We start from the raw sequence: 18,727 nt of genomic DNA on the forward strand, positions 1-18,727 counted from the left end.
AAAACGGGGCGCTATCTGCTTTTTGTCGCACCTTTTGTTCCAAAGTCCTGAATCGTCGCTTTAATATGATAGTCGATATAGGCTTCGCTGAAGTGTTTGTCCCAATTGAATCTGTCTTTTTCCCACTCCTTCGGAAAATTGATCCGCGCATTGTCGGAAAAATCGGTGACGTCCGTTTTGATATCGTGCTGCAGGACATGGATCAGCTGCTCAACCCGCTTTTTGATGTCTTTTTGAACCGATTTCTCTATGTTTTTTATATATTGGTCATTAAAAGAATCCTCTCCAAGATACCAGTCCTCTGACAGCCTTCCTTTAATATTGGCATTTACGACGAATTTGTACTTTCCGTTCTGCCTCATCGCCCGCACGCGGTGGGTCATCGAAAACACTTCATACGAGAACAAATGTCCATCATGCCTTGAGTCGATCACTCCGCCGATGGCATTGCCAGTTAATAAATTCAGCGCTTCGATCTGAGACGGCGAAAGGTTTGCATGGTATTTGTTGTTTTTGATCACGGCGCCGCCTTCAAGCTGAAGCTGTCCTTTTTCGATCACAACCTTCGGCATGATATAAGATAAATCAGACTGCATTTTAATCGAAATATCGTTCAATGTGACGGGCTTGAGCAGCTTGATCGTCGAAGCTCTGTTTTCAGAGATGCTGTGGATCACGTCGGACGCAGGGTCACTTGCACCATCAACCTTCAGTATGCTGTCGGCAGCTCCGGGCGTCATATAGACCTCGCTGCTCCTTCTGATGCTGTTGTCCCTAATAAATTGATTGATCAATGCTTCCAGAGAAATATCGGATACAAGCTCCTCTGAGAAAATCAGGACTTGCAGATGCTGCGAGAATACCGGGAAATTTTTCAAAGCGGTGGAACGGATGGTTTGATGGACCGTGTTTCCGGAGGTGGACACCACTTTAGACGGATCCTGAGCGCTGCCGTCTTGTCCGATCTTTTTAGGAACAAGAAACTGATACGTCAATTTCACGTTTTTATCGTCCTCGCCTTTATCGAGGGCAAGGCCGATGGCGATGCTAAGCTTTTCGATCTGCCTGCTGTCCCAGCAGCCTGTTAAAAGGAGAAGCAGAGAAAGGGCTGCTAACATTCCCTTTTTTTTCATGAAGAAGTAAACCTCCTTTTGATGGACACGAGCAAAAAGATCATAAGCGGAAGTGCACAGAAGACAACGATAAAGATATATCCAAGGTAGTCGCTGAAGGCGCTGACCTGGTTGGCGTCCCGCGGGACAAGGGATGCTAGATAGATGACAACGCCGATGAAGAGGACGTTTTTTTTCACAGGCCATCCGAATACGTTTTCAAGTCCTGAAGCGGCAAAGTACGTATAGACGACAAACGTTGTGAAAAACTGGATCGTCCAAATGACGAGCAAAAACGATTCGAACCTTTCGATGAAAATCCCTCTTATCTCAAAAGACTGAAACAACGAGATCGTCGGCCATGTCAACGTCATGACCTCAGTCGCGGTCAGCGCCCCGACAACGACCGCAAAGGTGAGGATATATAAGAAGAGCGGTATCCCAAATCCAATCGCCGATGCCTTAAAAAGCTTTTCTTTGTTTTTGACGTATTTCGGCAGAAACATCATCAGCTCCACCCCTAAAAATGAAATGGAAACGACCGTCAAAGCTCTGCTGACCGGCTCCAAACCAAGGCCGAGAACCGGCCGCAAATGGTTCAGCTGAAACATATTCAGGCTCAGTCCGCAGACGATCAGAAGAATGACAATGGTAACGGACAGGAAGAACGGGAATATCTTTGACATATCGCTGATACCCCCGACAACCAAATAAATTGCACAGACGATAAAAGCGAAAATCGTCACGCTCATCGGCGTGAACTGAAGAAGGAAAAACTTTGCCATTTCAGCCATCGACCTGGCTTCAAAGCTGGCCACGCCCATGAAGTATAAAACGATTAACAGGTTGAGAATATTCCCGATTATAAAGCCGCAGCCTTCTCTTGTGTAATCAAAAAAAGACAGGACGTTGTGTTTTTTAACGATTTTTGCATTGATGTAGATAATGAGAAAAAAGACAAGCCCCTCAAAGATTAATACGATCCATCCGTCCGGCGACAGCGTTTTTTGCGTCAGCGCCCTGGGCAGCGTCAGCAGGCCTGCGCCGAGCATTGTGCTGGTTATGATCGAAGCGGCTTCATACGTGCTAATCCGATCGTGCTGATTTTTTGGATCCATTTTTACGGTTCACCTCCCGAGCTTTTGTTGGCAGACGAATAATGGCTTCATCCGTATGTTTTAAGCTGAATAAATGGTTCGGGTTAAAATACGGGATGCCGAAGCTTCTTTGCCTAGCCAAATGGGTGAAGATGGCGAGCATGCACAATATGATCCCGTAAAGCCCGAACACGGCTGCAGCCACCATGGAAATAAAACGAAGCACGCGAAACGACAGGCCCATGCCGTACTGCGGCACAGTAAATGAAGCAAGGGCGATAATGCTGACGATGATCACCATCACAGAGCTGACGATATTTGCTTCGACCGCCGCCTGGCCGATGACGACGCCTCCCACGAGGCCGATCGTCTGGCCTAGCGGGCTGGGAAGCCGCAGTCCCGCTTCCCGTAAGAGCTCGATCGTCACTTCCATAATCAGCGCTTCAAGGAGCGGCGGAAACGGCACATTTTCGCGCGTGCTCGCAATCGTAACAGCGAGAGCCGTCGGCAGCATGCCTTGATGAAAAGATACAAGCGAAATATAAAACGCCGATAGGAACAGGGTGATGAAAATCGAACTGAACCGAAGAAATCTGATCAAGGTCGTGGCGATCCATCTTTCGTAAAAATCGTCCGGGGACTGCATCACCATTCCGAAAGAAGCCGGCACGATCAGGGCAAATGGCGAGTAATCAACAAAAATTGCGATCCGTCCATTAAACAGCGCTGAAGAAACCTTGTCAGGTCTTTCGGTATTCTGGATCTGCGGAAACGGCGAGTACTTATTATCTTCGATTAATTCTTCAAGAACGCCGGTATCTTGAATATCATCCAGCTGAACTTTTTTCAGGCGCTTTTTAAGATCTTTGATGATCGAATCGTCCGCTTTGCCCTGGATATAGAGAATGGTCGCGTCTTTAAACTTGCTCTTGCCGAGCGGGATTTTTTCCACGGTCAGTTCTTTATCCGGGACACGCTGCCTGACTAGAGCCACATTTGTATCGACATCCTCGATAAAACCGACTTTCGGGCCTCTGACGACGTTTTCTGTATTCACTTCTCCAAGGCTTCTTTTCTTTTTCTCAGCTGTCGGCAGTGCAAATACAGTATTCAAACCGTTGATCAACAGCAGACATTTTCCTTTGAAGATTGCGTTAATCGCGTCCTTTTTTGCTGTAACGGGTTCCGCATTCAGCTTGTTTAAGCGGAGCCGGACATCCTCCAATGAATAGGAGCTGTCATCGGAGACAAGCAATTTCGCAGCCTTCTGGATTTTCTTGTCATCATTCAAATCTTTAAAGTACAAAAAGTAAAAAATGATTCCGTTTTTCAGCATTTTTTTATTTTGAATCAGATCATCGTTATGCTCGAGATGGGGAAGGAGCATTGCGAGATTTTCATGGATGTGTTCCTTGAATTCCGATTGAGTCATGATCGTCACCTGCCCTAGTGTTTCTGGAGTTGTATAGGTTATCTTTTCCTGTTAAAAAAACAATATACTGTGTTACAGTAGTGTTTGGCGAAATTTTCATTGAACAGAGACGGAGTGAGAAAGTTGGCGCAAATCAGGCTTACGGGGAAACCGGAGGAGATTGAACGCATTATTCAATCTTTTTCTAAGCATTATGAGGTTTCATATGTATCGAAAGAATACGGTAAAACAAATCCGAAATATAAATATGCAAAAGATACCCGGGTTTATATTGAGCTAAAATTAAAATAAAGATAAAATTTAAATGGAAGGGTTTTATCGATTTTTATCGAAATATAGAATATTGCAGAATTAGAGAAGGAAGGGATAAGAAAGTGGACTACAGAATTGAAAAAGATACGATGGGTGAAGTCAAGGTTCCCGCGGATAAGTTTTGGGGAGCCCAAACCCAAAGAAGCAAGGAGAACTTTAAAATCGGTTCCGAGAAAATGCCGCAGGAAATTGTGTATGCGTTTGCAATCTTGAAAAGAAGCGCTGCGATTGCCAATGAAAAGCTTGGAAATCTTGAGGCGGAAAAAAAGGAAGCGATTGTTTCCGTATGCGATGATATTTTAGAAGGAAAGTATGACAGCCATTTTCCGCTGGTCGTCTGGCAGACCGGCAGCGGAACACAGAGCAACATGAATATGAATGAAGTTGTGGCAAACAGGGGAACGGCTTATTTGCAGGAAAAAGGATCAAGCCTGAAAATCCACCCGAATGATGATGTCAACCGCAGCCAAAGCTCTAACGACACATTCCCGACAGCTATGCACGTGGCAGCTGTCCTCGCGATTCACGATAAACTGATTCCGGCGATTGACCGCTTGAGAAGCACGCTGCATGAAAAAGCTGAAGCTTTCAAAGACATTGTCAAAATCGGCCGCACTCATTTGCAGGACGCGACACCGCTGACATTGGGACAGGAAATCAGCGGCTGGGTATACATGCTGGACCGTTCTAAAGAGATGATCCTTGAAGCGGCTGAAAAAATCCGCGATCTTGCCATCGGCGGAACTGCCGTCGGAACAGGCATTAATGCCCACCCTGAATTCGGCAGCACCGTTGCCGAAGAGATCAGCGCTCTGACCGGGCAGACATTCAAAAGCTCGCCTAATAAGTTTCATGCGCTGACAAGCCATGATGAACTGACACACGTGCATGGGGCGCTTAAAGCGCTTGCGGCAGATCTCATGAAAATCGCCAATGATGTCAGATGGCTTGCGAGCGGACCTCGCTGCGGAATCGGCGAGCTGCTTATCCCGGAAAATGAGCCGGGAAGCTCGATCATGCCTGGAAAAGTAAACCCTACGCAAAGCGAAGCGCTGACAATGGTCGCATCCCAGATCATGGGGAATGACGCAACGATCGGCTTTGCCGCGAGCCAGGGGAACTTTGAGCTGAACGTCTTTAAACCGGTGATTATTTACAATTTCCTGCAATCCGTTCAGCTTCTTGCCGACGGCATGAATTCATTCCATGACAAGTGTGCCGTGGGAATCGAGCCTAATCGGGAAACAATTGAAAAGAACCTGACCAATTCTCTCATGCTGGTTACGGCTTTAAATCCGCATATCGGATACGAAAATGCGGCGAAAATCGCGAAGCTGGCCCATAAAGAGAGGCTGACGCTGAAAGAAGCGGCGCTCAAGCTGAACCTTTTAACAGAGGAGCAGTTCGACGAAGTTGTAAAACCTGAAGAAATGGTGAAACCGAAAGCATAATCAACAAACCGGCTGCATGCATTGCAGCCGGTTTTGTTTTGCAGATCATCCGTGCGGATGGTGCATGTCTTTTTTAATCAATTCAGCGAGTTTGTCCGTTTCTTTTCGAATCGCGTCATATTCCTTCAAGTTGGATATCATGCCTTTGATGATGGCGTTTTTGCGCTTTTCTTTTCTAAGCTCTTTTTCCAGAATATCGAGGCTTTCGGCAAGGTCGGCAGGAGGAGCGCCGTTGTACCGCTTGTTCGCTTTGACCCGCATTTCATTGAGGAGGGCGTCTTTCAGCGGATCAAATGTGTAAAACGGGCCGAACCACTCGTCTGCTTTTTCGAATGAGATCAGCGGCTGATCATTGCGCTTGATCATCCCCTTTGCCAAATCGTCGAGGCGGTTCAGCATGTGGTCGGCGAGAGACTGCAGGTCGAACGAATGGTGCAGCAAAATCATCAGGTCAAGATAAACATCGCTCATTCCATTGATCATAAAGCACAATTCGGCGCTGTACGGTTCAATGTCTTTGCCGTAAATGTTCTGGATGTTTTCGATGTGCAGCCTGAGCGTGGTTCTCCGCATTTTTTTCGCGAACGCTTCAATTTCTTCATTGATCGGCATTGACCGCTCATTAAACTGCATCGTGATAAACTCTTTGTGCTCCAAAATGTTTTCGAAAAAAACGACGAGCTGCATCCGGTACACATCGCGCGGGTGGTCATGCTCCGTTTTGATTTTCTGAATTCGGGTAAAGATTCTTTCATAGTAGTAGTGAAGGACTGAAAGGAGGAGCGCTTCCTTTGATTTAAAATAAATGTAAAAAGCGCCTTTTGACATTTGGCACTCTTTTGCAATCTCCTGAACTGAAGTAGAGCTGTATCCTTTTTTTGCGAAAAGTTTGATGGCTGTTTCAATAATGACTTTCTCTTTTTGTTTCATGGCTTTCACCTTCCTGAAAGATCGAACCCGAAAGCGGCTTTCGGCGGACCGTGGTGACTGGCGGGTCACTTTTTCTGCTCCGTTATATTTTTAACTGGATTGTAACTTGTTTTTTTGTTTGATATTATTTATATTATAAAGTAAGGTGACCGAGTGGTCAAAATTTGTGGAGAAAGGGTGAAGGTTGATGAAAGAAATCGATGATATGATCAGGCGTCTGCGCAGCAGGGGAATTAAGGTGGACAAAGTCAAATATCCAAAGCATGTCCTGTGCGAAAAGAAATGGATGAAAAAGCCGAAAAACACGATGAAGCCGAGCTACCGGGATTTCAACGGCTATTCGTTTATATGAAAAAAGACTGCAGCGTCTACAGTCTAATTTCGCGGAACGGATATTGAGTAGCACACACCGGTTTGATCATTCCGAATGGTCATGTCAGCATGGTGGAGCGTCAAAATTCGTTTAACGATGCTGAGTCCAATGCCGAATTCGCCTTTCTTCCCTTTATTAAAAGGCTCATACAGGCTGGAAACCATCTCTTCTTCAATGTGTGGTCCGTCATTTTTAATGGTGATCAACGTATGTTTTTTCGTCGACCTGACGCTGATTTCAATGCATGTCTCCGCATAGCGGATCTGGTTTTCAAGAACGTTTTCCAACAGCTTGCTCCATTGTTCTTGATCGCCCGTCAACATTGTTTCCTCTTCAAGATCAATCTTCCAGTTCAATTCTTTTTTGGACCATTTCAAGCGTTCAACAACTTCTTTAATGACCTCTTGTATATCAAAAGTTCCGTACTGTCTTTCTTGTCTCAGCAAATAATCAAGCTTTGTCAGATAAAGAAGATCCTTGATTTTCTTTTCAAGTTTTTCAGCTTCGCCTTCAATGACTTCAATCGTGTTTTCCAAATCTCCTTTAGGGTAGATGCCGTCTTTGATCGACTGGGTATACCCGCGGATGACCATGACCGGCGTTTTCAGATCGTGGGAGATGTTTTGCAGGAGCGTGCGTTCTGTTTCATCTTTCTGGATGAGCTTTTGCCGCATGTCCTCAATGGTGTGTCCGAGCTTGCCGATTTCGTCTTCCCTGTCGACAATCACGGGATCATCCCAATCCTGTTTAGAGATTTGTTTGACGTGCTTTTCGAGCGTGACGAGCGGTCTTGATAAATATTTCGCCAGCCAGATTGAAGGAATCCAGCTCAGCAAAATGACGACAATCAAAATAAACAGCAGCTGCTTAAACAGCGTATGGGACAAATCGTCCCTGTATGAATCAAGCGCATAGGACAACAGCAGAAACGTCTGGTCCTGGGTCTGGATTTTTTTGAGCACAAAGAAAATGTGCTCTCCGTTAACATTCTCCGAATACCTTTTTGAGGACTCGTCCTGTCTTTTGCCGAGCTTCTGAACCTTCTCGATAAATGAATCGGGGAGAATCTGCAGGCTTTGATAGACGGTTCCTCTCTCAGGCAGCAGGACGTGCTGAACGTGGCGGTTTGTGCTTCGCGAGCCGCTGCTTCCGCCGAAGCCTCTTTCCGGTGAATCGGAAAATCCGTATTCTGTCAGAACATGCTGTTCATTTTCAATGTTCGTATAAATTTCGTCAGTAAAAAAGTTCTGCAGTGTTGTCGAGAATAAAAACGTCAGCAAAATCGAGACCGTTAACAGGATGCCGCAAATGACACTCCAAATTTGAAAGGCGAGCGACCTGTTCTTCATGATTTCAACATCCTGTAGCCGAACCCGTAGATGGTTTCCACTTTCAGTTCGGGCATTTTCTTGCGCAGCCTTCTGACAAGATCATCGACGACGCGGTCGGTTCCGAAGTAATCGTCTCCCCAGATGCTGACGAGGATATCCTCCCTTGAAAAGGCGCGGCCTTTGTTGTTTATAAATAGAAGCAGAAGATCAAATTCCTTTGACGTCAAATTGATCATGCTGCCATTTTCATAGACTTCTCTCAAGTCTTCATAGACTTCGTAGCAGGAAACCGGCGTTCCTTTTTTCATTTCTCTCGGTTCTTCTTTATATATCAATTTGAGCAGCTTTTGCACGCGGATGATCAGCTCTCTGGGGAGAAACGGCTTAGAGATATAGTCACTGCTGCCCAGCTCGAGCCCCAGCACTCTGTCAATATCGGCATCGCGCGCAGAAATGAAAATGACGGGGACTTCCGGATCATGATTTTTTATTTCTTTTATTAGCGTATACCCGTCGATATCTGGTAACATGATATCGAGAATCCATAAATGAGGTGACTGGCCTATTTTTTGCCTGGCACTTTCACCGTTTAGAAAAGAAGTGACGTGCCAGCCTTCACTCTCTAAGTATTTTGTCAGCAATTCATTTAAATTCTCTTCATCTTCAACTAGATAAATGGAGTATGACAAGGGCGGTTCACATCCTTTCTACGTCATTATACTAGTTTTAACATAAGTCTGGTCAATTTTCATAATTTCACATATTCTTTTCATTTTTATCCCACAATGTTTTCGTAACATACTCATCAGGGAAGAAAGGGAATGAAAACAGAGTGAACGACGGCCGGGTCTCTTTTTTTGTGGATGTTAAAGCTTTTATGCCATTTGCGATAGTTGAAGACAAGAAAAATAAAGGAAGTGTACGCTTATGGATTTTAGACGCGATGACGAACAAAAACATGCAAATGAAGAGCAGCTTCAAGAAGAAGCGCAGACGCCGCAAACGGCAGGTTCTGAGGAGCAGCAGTCAGAACAGCCGGCAAAGGAGCCCGAGCTGATTTTAAAGAAGGATACAGACGATCAGTCAGATCTTACGAATAAAGAAACCGCTGCAGCCCTGGAAGATGCCAAGGAAACGAGAGCGGCAAAAGAAAAGCGGCGTAAGGCTTCGTGGCTGAGCCCAATTTTGGGCGGTATCATCGGGGGCGGCTTAGTGCTTGGAATCTCTTCGTATCTTCCGGGCGATCATCCGAGCGAAACAGCCGGAACCGGACAGACAGAGCCAAAGCAGTCGCAGAATTTCACCACAAAACCTGTCACAAGCGCAGATAACGTGCCTGATATGGTGGAAGATTTGGAGCCTGCGATCGTCGGAGTTTCAAATATTCAAACGAGCTTCGGCTTCTCTGAGGACGACGTGGAGGAAAGCGGCACGGGATCAGGCGTCGTCTTTAAGAAAGACGGCGGCAAGGCCTACATTATTACAAACAACCATGTCGTTGAAGGCGCTTCGAAGGTGACCATCTCCTTATACAACGGTAAGACAGCGGATGCCAAGATTATCGGCAGTGACGCTTTGACTGATCTGGCTGTTTTAGAGATCAGCAGCAAAGGCGTTGATAAGGTTGCAAGTTTCGGAGATTCCGCAAAACTTCGCGCCGGTGAAAAAGTAATCGCGATCGGGAACCCTCTCGGCCTTCAATTTTCAAGAACGGTTACAGAAGGCATCATCAGCGGTGTCAACCGGACAATTGAAGTCTCCACATCTGAAGGGAATTGGGATATGAACGTCCTTCAGACAGATGCGGCGATCAACCCTGGAAACAGCGGCGGACCTCTGATTAACAGCAGCGGGCAGGTCATCGGCATCAACAGCCTGAAGATCAGCCAAAGCGGTGTTGAATCGCTTGGTTTCGCGATTCCGAGCAACGATGTTCAGCCGATCGTTGACGAGCTTTTGGAAAAAGGAAAAGTGGAACGGCCTTTCCTGGGTGTGCAAATGATCGATATGCAGCAGGTGCCGGAACAGTATCAGCAAAATACGCTTGGCCTTTTCGGAGACCAGCTCAATAAAGGCGTGTACGTCGATAAAGTATCGCCGAAATCGCCTGCGGCTGATGCGGGCATGAAAGCCGGCGACGTCATCACCAAAATGAACGGCAAAAACGTCGAAACCACTTCAGACCTCAGAAAAATTCTTTATACTGAAGCAAAAGCAGGAGATACCGTCACATTTGAGGTGCTGAGAAACGGAAAGCAAACAACAATGAAAGCAAAACTTGCGAAAAGTAAATCATAAATAAAAGCCATGGCGTCTGCCATGGCTTTTTCATATTACTTGTCCAAAAATGAAGAAAGCATCCAAATTTGCTTATCAATTTCCTCTGTCAGGGCGATATAAAGGTCAGCGGTAGAATGGTCTGATTTGTCTTCCGCCAGTTCTATGGTATGCTGAATTTCATCGCGGATTTGACGGTAATCGCTGACAAGTGCGGAAACCATTTCTTCGGCCGTTTTTTCGGATCCGTCTTCCTCGATTGTGCCGTGGTCAAGGTATTCTTTCATTGTGGCAAGCGGCTGTCCGCCGATGGCCAGCAAGCGTTCCGCGACCACATCTGCTGTTTCTGCGGCATGGTTGTAAAGCTCTTCGAATTTTTCATGAAGGGTAAAGAACTGCGGCCCTTTTACATACCAGTGAAAACGGTGAAGCTTCGTGTAGAGAATGAACCAGTTGGACAAATTCGTATTCATTGAGTTTTCAAGTACAGGATTTTGCTGTTTTAATTGTTGAGAGATCATGTGATATTTCCTCCTCGTGTTTTCATTTGTTAATTATATTATAACAAATATAAAATTAAAATCAATACTAAATTATAATTATTTTAAATAACCTTATTTAAACAAATTTTTTATGACCGCGCGTTCCCAAATCCGCCATGGCAGGGCGTTGTGGAGGAGAATCAGGAGGCGGACGCCCCTGCCGATCGGATAGCGCAGCCTGTTCAGCCGCTTTTTTACCGCGAGGCGGCAGATCAGTTCAGCCACATCATCAGGGTTTCCGTAATGTTGGCGGCTCGCCGCAATGTAGGCGGAGATCCGCTCAAAATATGTACTGTACCGTGATTCGGCTTCAGGTGCAGTGACCTGGGCGGCAAACGATGTCTCCCAAATCGCCGTCTGATACGAACCCGGCTGGACGACGGCCACATCGATCCCGAATGGACGGAGTTCGAGGCGGAGGCTTTCTGAAAAGCCTTCAACCGCATGCTTTGATGAAGCATATGCCGAAAAAGCGGGGAAAGCGATCCGCCCGCTGATGCTGCTCAGATTGATGATTTTGGCGCCGCTGTGTTTCTTCATATAAGGAAGGATCGCTTTCGTTACCGCCATCAGGCCGAAAACATTTGTCTCATACTGTTTTCTGTAGTCGTCAAGAGAAAGCTCTTCAGCAAATCCGCCGTATGCCGTTCCTGCATTATTGACGAGAACGTCTATCTGTCCGTACCGTTTCAGCTCTTCGGTAAATGATGAAATCGATTGTTCGTTTGTGACATCTAGTTCGGCGACGGCAATCGATGAATCGATCGAAAGCTCCGCTATGCGGTTCCGCAAAGCTTCAGCTTTTTCTGTATGGCGCGCCGTTGCGATGACGAAATGAGTGCCGGCGAGTTTTAAAGCGGTCAATAAACCAAACCCGCTCGTCGCGCCTGTTACGATGGCGATTTTATTATTCAATGAGTTTCCTCCATTCAAAATTTTGGCTTGTTGACAAAAAAAGGCTTGTCAGCGGCAGTTTATCATTGATAAAATTTAAAAAGTGCTAAAAGACCTATTTTTTTATAAAAAAACGCAAGAGAGAAAGAAGGCAGGGTGACACGATGAATGTTAAACGATCCCTCCTGTTCATTATTGTACTATGTCTGACGCTGTTTTTTCATAGCTCGGCTCAAGCAGGAGAAAAAAATAAACCGGAAATTAAAAGCGTTTCCGCCATATTGATCGATGGGAAATCGGGGCAGGTCCTCTATGAAAAAAACAGCCGCAAAAAAATGTACCCGGCCAGCATTACAAAAATTGCCACGGCGATTTATGCAATAGAAAATGGAAATTTAGAAGATCGTGTGAAAGTCAGCAAAAATGCTGCTCAAACGGAAGGATCAAGCGTATATCTGGAAGCGGGGGAGTCGGTTCCGTTAAAACGGCTGCTCCAGGGGCTCTTGATGAATTCGGGAAATGACGCAGGAACGGCGATCGCCGAACATGTCAGCGGAAGCGTGACACAGTTTGCGGATGATTTGAACGCGTTTATTGCTGAGCATGCGGGAGTGCATGACACTCATTTTGTGAATCCTCACGGACTGTTTGACAAAAATCATTATACGACGTCCGCCGACATGGCGAGAATTACCGAGTACGCAATGAAAAACAAAACGTTTCGAGCGCTTTTTTCGGAAAAGCAAACGGCTTGGCACGGACAGACGTGGGACACGACGCTGAAAAACCATCACCGAATGCTGACAGGTGAGATTCCTTACAAAGGAATAACCGGCGGCAAAACAGGATTTGTGGATGAATCAAAGCATACCCTTGTCACGACGGCAACGCGGGGCAGCCTTGATTTAATCGCCGTCGTCATGAAGGCTGATAGCAAGAAAATGATGTACAGCGATACAAAAACGCTTCTGGATGAAGGATTTCACAATTACGAGACACAAGAACTCAAAAAGGGAGAGGCGTTTACCGACCAGAACGGGACGAGCCATGAACTGAAAAACCCTTTATACGTGACGAAAAAGAAAGGCGAAGCCCTGAGTGAAAATGTAGACAGCGACGGAATTCTGAACATTAAAGGGGAGGACGGCAGGCTGCTTCAGGCTTTGCAAATCGCAGAACCTTTCAGCGCAGAAATAGCAAGCGGCACAGATGGTGTTCACGGTCAGCCGCAAAGTAAAGGCGGATTGTTTTTATTTGTGTTCGGCCTAATCGGTTTATTGACGGCCAGCTATGCGGTCAAACGCATGAGGCAGCTGTAATATGATCAGGGAAGATGCGTGCCGGCTCACAAGCCGGCCGTTTTTTATTTGCCCTGAAAAGGCAAATTTATCTTATAATGGAAACAAGCCAATGAAAGGGGACGGGAATAATGACATTTCATCAACTTAAAGATACGTGGGAGCTCGAGGTTTTCTTTAAAGGCGGGAGCGGCTCCGCCGAGTTCCGTCAATATTTAAATGAGACTAAAGCACTGCTTTCAACTTTTAAACGCTCTGCCGAGGCTCTTACCGTTTCAAAAAGCAGCCTTGATGAATTGAAGGAAACACTGGCGCTTTTTGAAACAATTGATGTTAAAATCCGCGAAGCAGACGCTTTTGTCGGATGTCTCCAAGCGCAGGACACCGCGGATTTAAAGGCGAATGCCCTTAATTTTGAGGTCACCCAGCTCGCTGCCGATGCGCAGAAGGCGCTGGTCGTGCTTGACAGCAAATTTGCCGTTGTCCCAAATGAAGAATGGGAAGCGCTTCTACAAGATGAAGGCATTTCAGATATCGCTTATATTTTGAATGAGAGAAGGGAGCGGGTAACGGAAAAGCTTAGTTCCGAACAGGAAACATTGATTCAAGGCTTGTCTGTTGACGGATATCATGCCTGGGGCGATATGTACGACAGCATCGTCGACCAAATTCAAATTCCGTATGAAGAAGATGGCGAGACGAAAATTCTGTCTGTCGGACAAGCGCAGAACCTGACATCTAAACCTGACAGAAAAATCCGCCGCTCCGTATCGGAAAATTTGAACCACGGCTGGGAACAGCACGCTGATTTGCTCAGCAGCACGCTGAATCACCTCGCCGGTTTCAGACTGAACGTCTATGAGGCAAGAGGCTGGGACAATGTATTGAAAGAACCGCTGAACATCAACCGCATGAAGCAGGAAACCCTTGATGTCATGTGGCAGGTCATTATTGATCATAAAAAGCCGTTTGCAGACTATCTTTCACGGAAGGCATCTATGCTCGGGCTGGATAAACTGAGCTGGTATGACGTCGAAGCGCCGCTCGGTTCAGCGGCAAAGGAATATTCGTATCAAGAGGCAGCCGCTTTTATTACCGGGCAGTTTAAAACGTTTGGAAAAAAGCTCTCCTCCTTTGCCGAAAAAGCGCTCAGAGACAGATGGGTTGAAGCTGAGGACAGGGGAGGCAAGCGCCCGGGCGGCTTTTGCGCCAATTTTCCTGACAGCGGGGAATCGAGAATATTTATGACATTTGCAGGAAGCCAGTCAAACGTTTCTACGCTGGCGCATGAGCTTGGCCATGCCTTTCATCAGGAATCCATGCTGGACGTCAGGCCGCTGAACAGGGCGTACGCGATGAACGTGGCGGAAACCGCGTCCACTTTTGCAGAAATGATCGTGGCTGATGCGGCATTAAAACAAGCCGGTTCAGACGAAGAAAAACTCGTCCTTCTGGAAGATAAGGTTCAGCGAAGCGTCGCCTTTTTTATGAACATTCACGCAAGATTCCTATTTGAAACCCGCTTTTACGATGAACGAAAAAACGGCGTCGTATCCGCCGGAAGGCTGAACGAGCTGATGGAAGAAGCTCAGAAAGAAGCGTTTTGCGGAGCGCTTGGCGAGTATCATCCGTACTTTTGGGCATCAAAGCTTCATTTTTATATTACGTCTGTCCCGTTCTACAATTTTCCTTATACGTTCGGCTACTTGTTTTCGCTTGGCATTTACGCGCAAGCGCTGAAAGAGGGAGCGGCATTTGAAGAAAAATATATCGCGCTCTTAAAAGATACAGCCTCCATGTCTGTTGAGGAACTGGCGATGAAGCATCTCGGCGCCGATCTGACGAAGCGGGATTTCTGGGAAGCGGCCATTCAGCCGGCTGTCCGCGATGCAGAAGCATTGTTAGCGATGATATAAAGGCTTCCGCTAAGAGATTGAATGAGTTTCCGCAAAGTGGACATAGCTAAGGATAATGTGCATAGAGGAGATGAACGGTATGAACCTATTTCGGATGGCCGTTATCGCTCTTGTCATGATCCTGATGACCGGCTGCCGTTCAATAGTGGAAGAACATGCTGAAGGCAAGGAGGCCGTTCCCGATAACGCCCCTGTTTCAGATGTGGAAAGCGTGCCTTACGCCGCATTTGCATTGGAAGTGAACTATGGCCGTGGAAAGCACAATACGTTTGAAGCCGTATACGACAAACAGGAGCGGGAAAAAGCATCGATTAAAGACCACCTGAACGGAGCGGACCGCGAAGGGGAAGAAGCTTTAAACGAAATGAAAATGGTTTTAAGCGAACTTTCGATCGCTAAATCCGATTCAAAGCAGGACGTGATCAGCAATGTGCTCGAGGCTTTCAATCTTGATGAGCGATATGACCGGTTTCATCTGCGGGTGAAATGGCCGGATGGTACGTCAAGAATCTATCACGGAAAATAAGCAAAAGAGCATTTCCAACGGCGGAAATGCTCTTTTTTGCTTACGATTTTAAAAAGTATTTTTCGATGTCATCAAGGAACAGATACGCTGCTTTGACACCGCCGGCCGTCGTCCAGATCGCATCATCGACTTCGTGGGCGTTTCCGGTTTTTACAGCGTTCAATTTTTTCCAAAGCGGATCGCTTGTCCAATCGTTTTGCCATGTTTCGGCTTCTGTTTTGCTTTCGGCAGGTTTATATGTGAAATAGAAGAGGACATCCCCATCCATTTCAGGGATCGATTCTTTATTTTCTGTCATAAAAACAAATTTGTCGTCTTGTTTCTTAAACAGTTTTTCCTGTTTTTCCGGATACTTAAATCCGAGCTGATCCAAGATGATTCCCGGGAAAGAATCTTTATAGTAAATCCTTGATTGGCCGGCCATAAATCTGACAACCGACACCCGTTTCTTTTTCTGGTCGACGAGCTTGTCGCTCAATTCGCTGACTTTTTTATCGAAATCTTCTAAAACTTCTTTGCCCTTTTCCTCTTTGTTTACCGCTTTCGCGTAGAGGGAGAAGTTGTCTTTCCATTCGCCGCGCAGCGTTTCAGAGAAGACAGTCGGAGCAATTTTTTCAAGCTTGTCGTAGATTTTTTCATGTCTCATTTTATTCCCGATGATTAAATCAGGCTTCAGCTCGGCAATCGCTTCGATATTCGGTTCGCCTTCGAGTCCGACTTGCTTAACGCCTTTCATATCGGCTTGAATATGCTTATACCAAGGATCGCCTGTCCAGGATTTGACTGCACCCACAGGTTTGATTCCGAGTTCCAAAAGCGCTTCGGTTCCTTCATTTGTCAGGACGACGACTCTTTTTGGGTCTGAAGGCACTTGGTCTTCCGTACCCATTGCGTGTTTAACGGTGATCGTATCTTTATTCTCTCCGCCCTTTGCAGAGTCATCCTTGCCTCCGCCGCAGGCTGCAAGAATTGAAATCGCTAACAAAGCGATAAATCCAACAATTGACCATCTCTTCATGTGTGTCCTCCTTAGGTATGTAAGTCATTCATCCTGATCATAATTTTTGATCAGAATTTTGTCAATTGTTAATTGAAAATGATTTTCAAGATCAATGTTATCTGATACAATGACCAGTAGATGTTTCAGTCAAACTAGGAGAATTTTAATTTATGCTCTTAAGAACGAATAAATATAGAACGATCGCACTACTGTCTTTTATTTTGGTGCTGGTTGCCGCCGTTTGCGCCAGTATCGTATACGGTTATACGAATACGTCATGGTCGGTGGCCTACAAGGCTTTTACCGGCTTCAGCGGCTCTAATGAACATCTGGTCATCAAAAACGTGCGTTTGCCGCGCGCGCTGATTGCTGCAACTGTCGGCGCTTCCCTCGGGGTTGCCGGCGCTTTAATGCAGGCGATGACAAAAAACCCGCTTGCTTCCCCGGGAATTTTCGGTGTGAACGCGGGTGCCGGTTTCTTTGTTGTTGGAGCGCTGTTTTTCTTTCATGTCGGTTCGCTTCAGACGATTGCATGGATCTCGTTTTTCGGTGCAGCGTTTGCCGCGCTTGTCGTCTATTTTGTCGGCTCTCTCGGAAGGGAAGGGCTGACGCCGGTCAAGCTGACGCTTGCAGGGGCGGCGATGTCAGCGCTGTTCTCATCATTGACGCAAGGCATGCTTTCCGTTAATGAAGCAGCCCTTGAGCAGGCGCTGTTTTGGCTTGCGGGCTCTGTCCAGGGGCGCGACCTCAGCCTCTTGGTCTCCGTCCTTCCATATATCGTGCCGGCATTCATCATCAGCTTTTTACTCGGATCGAAAATCAATGTCTTAACGATGGGGGAGGAAGTGGCAAAAAGCCTCGGCCAGAAAACGTGGCTGATTAAAGCGCTGATGGCGGTTTCGATTATCCTGCTTGCCGGGGGATCTGTCGCCGTCGCCGGGCCGATCGGTTTTATCGGTATTGTCATCCCGCATTTTGCAAAATTTATCGTCGGCCACGACCATCGCTGGGTTCTTCCGTACTGCGCCGTGCTGGGAGCCATCCTGCTCGTAACCGCAGACATTGGCGCAAGGTACCTGATTATGCCTGAAGAAGTGCCTGTTGGCGTCATGACAGCCATCATTGGGACACCCATTTTTGTCTATATCGCGAGAAGGGGGTTCCAAAAATGAAAAATTACCGCACGCTGAGAATCGGAAAAGGCGGCATTTCATTGTTGATCGGCAGAAAAGCGCTGTTTTCATTCGTGATCCTATTGGTGTTGACGGCTTGTGCAGTCATCCTCAGCGCCGGCATCGGTGAACGTTTTATTTCTCCGGGCGCCGTCGCGAAAACGTTTTTGGGCATGGGGGATCCGGGCGATGACCTGATCATCATGTCCTTCAGGATGCCGCGGATTTTGGTCGCTCTGTTTGCCGGAATCTGTCTGGCGGCAGCCGGGTCGATCCTCCAGGGTCTGATCCGCAATCCGCTCGCTTCGCCGGATATTATCGGCGTGACCGGCGGGGCTTCAGTCGCCGTTGTCTTGTTTTTAATGCTGTTTTCCAATAAAAATAATGCGCTTACGGTCAGCATCAGCTGGCTCCCGGTCGCCGCATTTATCGGCGCGGCTCTCGCCGGAATGCTCGTTTATTTTCTTTCATATAAAAACGGCTCTTCGACTTTCAGGCTCGTTTTGATCGGAATCGGATTTTCGATGCTTGCCCAGTCGCTGACGACATTGTTTATGATAAAAGGACCGATATACAGAATGTCTCAGGCGAACGTCTGGATTACCGGATCAGTATATGGATCGAACTGGCAGGATGTGAACATTTTAATGCCGGCTGCGCTTGTCCTTTTGCTGATATCCGCAGCCGCCGCCAGAAACGTCAACATTCAGACGCTTGGCGAAGAACTGGCGACAGGAGCGGGCAGCTCGGTTCAGCGGAACCGCTTTTTGCTCCTTCTGCTGAGTACGGCTTTTGCCGGAATTGCCGTTGCCTTTGCCGGAACCGTCGGATTTGTCGGTTTGATGGCCCCTCATATCGCAAGAAGGCTTGTCGGTTCATCATTCGGCGCCCTCTTGCCGGTTGCCGCGCTGATCGGAGGATTGCTTGTGCTGATTGCCGACATCATCGGACGCACGCTTTTTTCTCCCGTTGAAGTGCCTGCCGGTGTGTTTACTGCAGCGATCGGCGCCCCTTACTTTATCTACTTGCTGTATAAAAGCAGAAACCAATAAAAGGAGAGATTT

The 18,727-nt window shown here is 46.8% G+C and carries 18 protein-coding genes; 9 read left to right on the forward strand and 9 right to left on the reverse strand.

Translation table 11 applies throughout. The features are described from left to right. Window positions 1-11: 11 nt before the first annotated feature. Genes ACVC9U_RS01560 through ACVC9U_RS01570 form a run of 3 tightly spaced genes read right to left on the reverse strand, consistent with a single transcriptional unit; the run spans window position 12 to window position 3,641 of the window. Window positions 12-1,133 (reverse strand): Ger(x)C family spore germination protein, encoded by a 1,122-nt coding sequence (locus ACVC9U_RS01560; protein ID WP_075751353.1) that lies wholly within the window; start codon window positions 1,131-1,133, stop codon window positions 12-14. Next, complete coding sequence (locus ACVC9U_RS01565; protein WP_048349997.1) at window positions 1,130-2,230, reverse strand: endospore germination permease; 1,101 nt, start codon at window positions 2,228-2,230, stop codon at window positions 1,130-1,132. Before ACVC9U_RS01565 ends, ACVC9U_RS01560 begins: the two co-directional genes overlap by 4 nt. Then, a complete protein-coding gene (locus tag ACVC9U_RS01570; protein WP_048349996.1) occupies window positions 2,199-3,641 on the reverse strand; it encodes a spore germination protein in 1,443 nt (480 codons plus the stop codon). The genes ACVC9U_RS01565 and ACVC9U_RS01570 overlap by 32 nt, the downstream gene beginning before the upstream one ends. Before the next feature lie 123 nt (window positions 3,642-3,764). Here ACVC9U_RS01570 and ACVC9U_RS01575 point away from each other — a divergent pair, with 123 nt between their 5' ends. Together ACVC9U_RS01575 and fumC are read left to right on the forward strand one after the other, a co-directional pair. Then, window positions 3,765-3,932, forward strand: coding sequence for a YvzF family protein (locus tag ACVC9U_RS01575; RefSeq protein WP_003185114.1), 168 nt, complete (start codon window positions 3,765-3,767; stop codon window positions 3,930-3,932). An 83-nt stretch (window positions 3,933-4,015) separates the two neighbouring features. Then, entirely contained in the window at window positions 4,016-5,404 is a 1,389-nt protein-coding gene (gene fumC, locus ACVC9U_RS01580; RefSeq protein WP_441390063.1) for a class II fumarate hydratase, read from the forward strand. Window positions 5,405-5,449: 45 nt separating this feature from the next. Here fumC and ACVC9U_RS01585 read toward each other — a convergent pair whose 3' ends face one another. Then, on the reverse strand, window positions 5,450-6,334 hold the full coding sequence (locus ACVC9U_RS01585; protein WP_075751350.1) for a TetR/AcrR family transcriptional regulator: 885 nt from the start codon (window positions 6,332-6,334) through the stop codon (window positions 5,450-5,452). 187 nt (window positions 6,335-6,521) lie between these two features. Here ACVC9U_RS01585 and spxO point away from each other — a divergent pair, with 187 nt between their 5' ends. Next, complete coding sequence (gene spxO, locus ACVC9U_RS01590; protein ID WP_023856228.1) at window positions 6,522-6,686, forward strand: anti-adapter protein SpxO; 165 nt, start codon at window positions 6,522-6,524, stop codon at window positions 6,684-6,686. A 23-nt stretch (window positions 6,687-6,709) separates the two neighbouring features. Here spxO and cssS read toward each other — a convergent pair whose 3' ends face one another. Both cssS and ACVC9U_RS01600 read right to left on the reverse strand, forming a co-directional pair. Then, window positions 6,710-8,056, reverse strand: coding sequence for a two-component system sensor histidine kinase CssS (gene cssS, locus ACVC9U_RS01595; protein ID WP_441390064.1), 1,347 nt, complete (start codon window positions 8,054-8,056; stop codon window positions 6,710-6,712). Next, a complete protein-coding gene (locus ACVC9U_RS01600; protein ID WP_441390065.1) occupies window positions 8,053-8,727 on the reverse strand; it encodes a response regulator transcription factor in 675 nt (224 codons plus the stop codon). The genes cssS and ACVC9U_RS01600 overlap by 4 nt, the downstream gene beginning before the upstream one ends. A gap of 238 nt (window positions 8,728-8,965) precedes the next feature. Between ACVC9U_RS01600 and ACVC9U_RS01605 the strand changes: the two genes are divergently transcribed. After that, window positions 8,966-10,336, forward strand: coding sequence for a S1C family serine protease (locus ACVC9U_RS01605; RefSeq protein WP_441390066.1), 1,371 nt, complete (start codon window positions 8,966-8,968; stop codon window positions 10,334-10,336). 35 nt (window positions 10,337-10,371) lie between these two features. Here ACVC9U_RS01605 and ACVC9U_RS01610 read toward each other — a convergent pair whose 3' ends face one another. Both ACVC9U_RS01610 and ACVC9U_RS01615 read right to left on the reverse strand, forming a co-directional pair. Next, a complete protein-coding gene (locus tag ACVC9U_RS01610; protein WP_145645619.1) occupies window positions 10,372-10,836 on the reverse strand; it encodes a Dps family protein in 465 nt (154 codons plus the stop codon). A gap of 93 nt (window positions 10,837-10,929) precedes the next feature. After that, complete coding sequence (locus tag ACVC9U_RS01615) at window positions 10,930-11,772, reverse strand: oxidoreductase (RefSeq protein ID WP_048350822.1); 843 nt, start codon at window positions 11,770-11,772, stop codon at window positions 10,930-10,932. 143 nt (window positions 11,773-11,915) lie between these two features. On the opposite strand from ACVC9U_RS01615, the gene ACVC9U_RS01620 reads away from it, so the two are divergent. From ACVC9U_RS01620 to ACVC9U_RS01630, 3 genes are all read left to right on the forward strand, one after another. After that, window positions 11,916-13,070, forward strand: a complete 1,155-nt coding sequence (locus ACVC9U_RS01620) for a D-alanyl-D-alanine carboxypeptidase family protein (protein WP_145651567.1) — start codon at window positions 11,916-11,918, stop codon at window positions 13,068-13,070. Between the two features lie 110 nt (window positions 13,071-13,180). After that, complete coding sequence (locus ACVC9U_RS01625; protein WP_075751343.1) at window positions 13,181-14,965, forward strand: M3 family oligoendopeptidase; 1,785 nt, start codon at window positions 13,181-13,183, stop codon at window positions 14,963-14,965. 79 nt (window positions 14,966-15,044) lie between these two features. After that, window positions 15,045-15,491, forward strand: coding sequence for a YusW family protein (locus tag ACVC9U_RS01630; protein WP_075751342.1), 447 nt, complete (start codon window positions 15,045-15,047; stop codon window positions 15,489-15,491). A gap of 40 nt (window positions 15,492-15,531) precedes the next feature. Here the strand turns inward: ACVC9U_RS01630 and ACVC9U_RS01635 are convergent, their stop codons facing one another. Continuing rightward, window positions 15,532-16,509 carry an ABC transporter substrate-binding protein gene (locus ACVC9U_RS01635; protein ID WP_075751341.1) on the reverse strand — a complete coding sequence of 326 codons (978 nt, stop codon included), beginning with the start codon at window positions 16,507-16,509 and terminating at the stop codon, window positions 15,532-15,534. A gap of 152 nt (window positions 16,510-16,661) precedes the next feature. On the opposite strand from ACVC9U_RS01635, the gene ACVC9U_RS01640 reads away from it, so the two are divergent. After that, entirely contained in the window at window positions 16,662-17,663 is a 1,002-nt protein-coding gene (locus ACVC9U_RS01640) for a FecCD family ABC transporter permease (RefSeq protein ID WP_075751340.1), read from the forward strand. After that, window positions 17,660-18,715, forward strand: a complete 1,056-nt coding sequence (locus ACVC9U_RS01645) for a FecCD family ABC transporter permease (protein ID WP_020452889.1) — start codon at window positions 17,660-17,662, stop codon at window positions 18,713-18,715. The genes ACVC9U_RS01640 and ACVC9U_RS01645 overlap by 4 nt, the downstream gene beginning before the upstream one ends. Window positions 18,716-18,727: the final 12 nt, after the last annotated feature.

The organism is Bacillus sp. GM2, assembly GCF_056155945.1.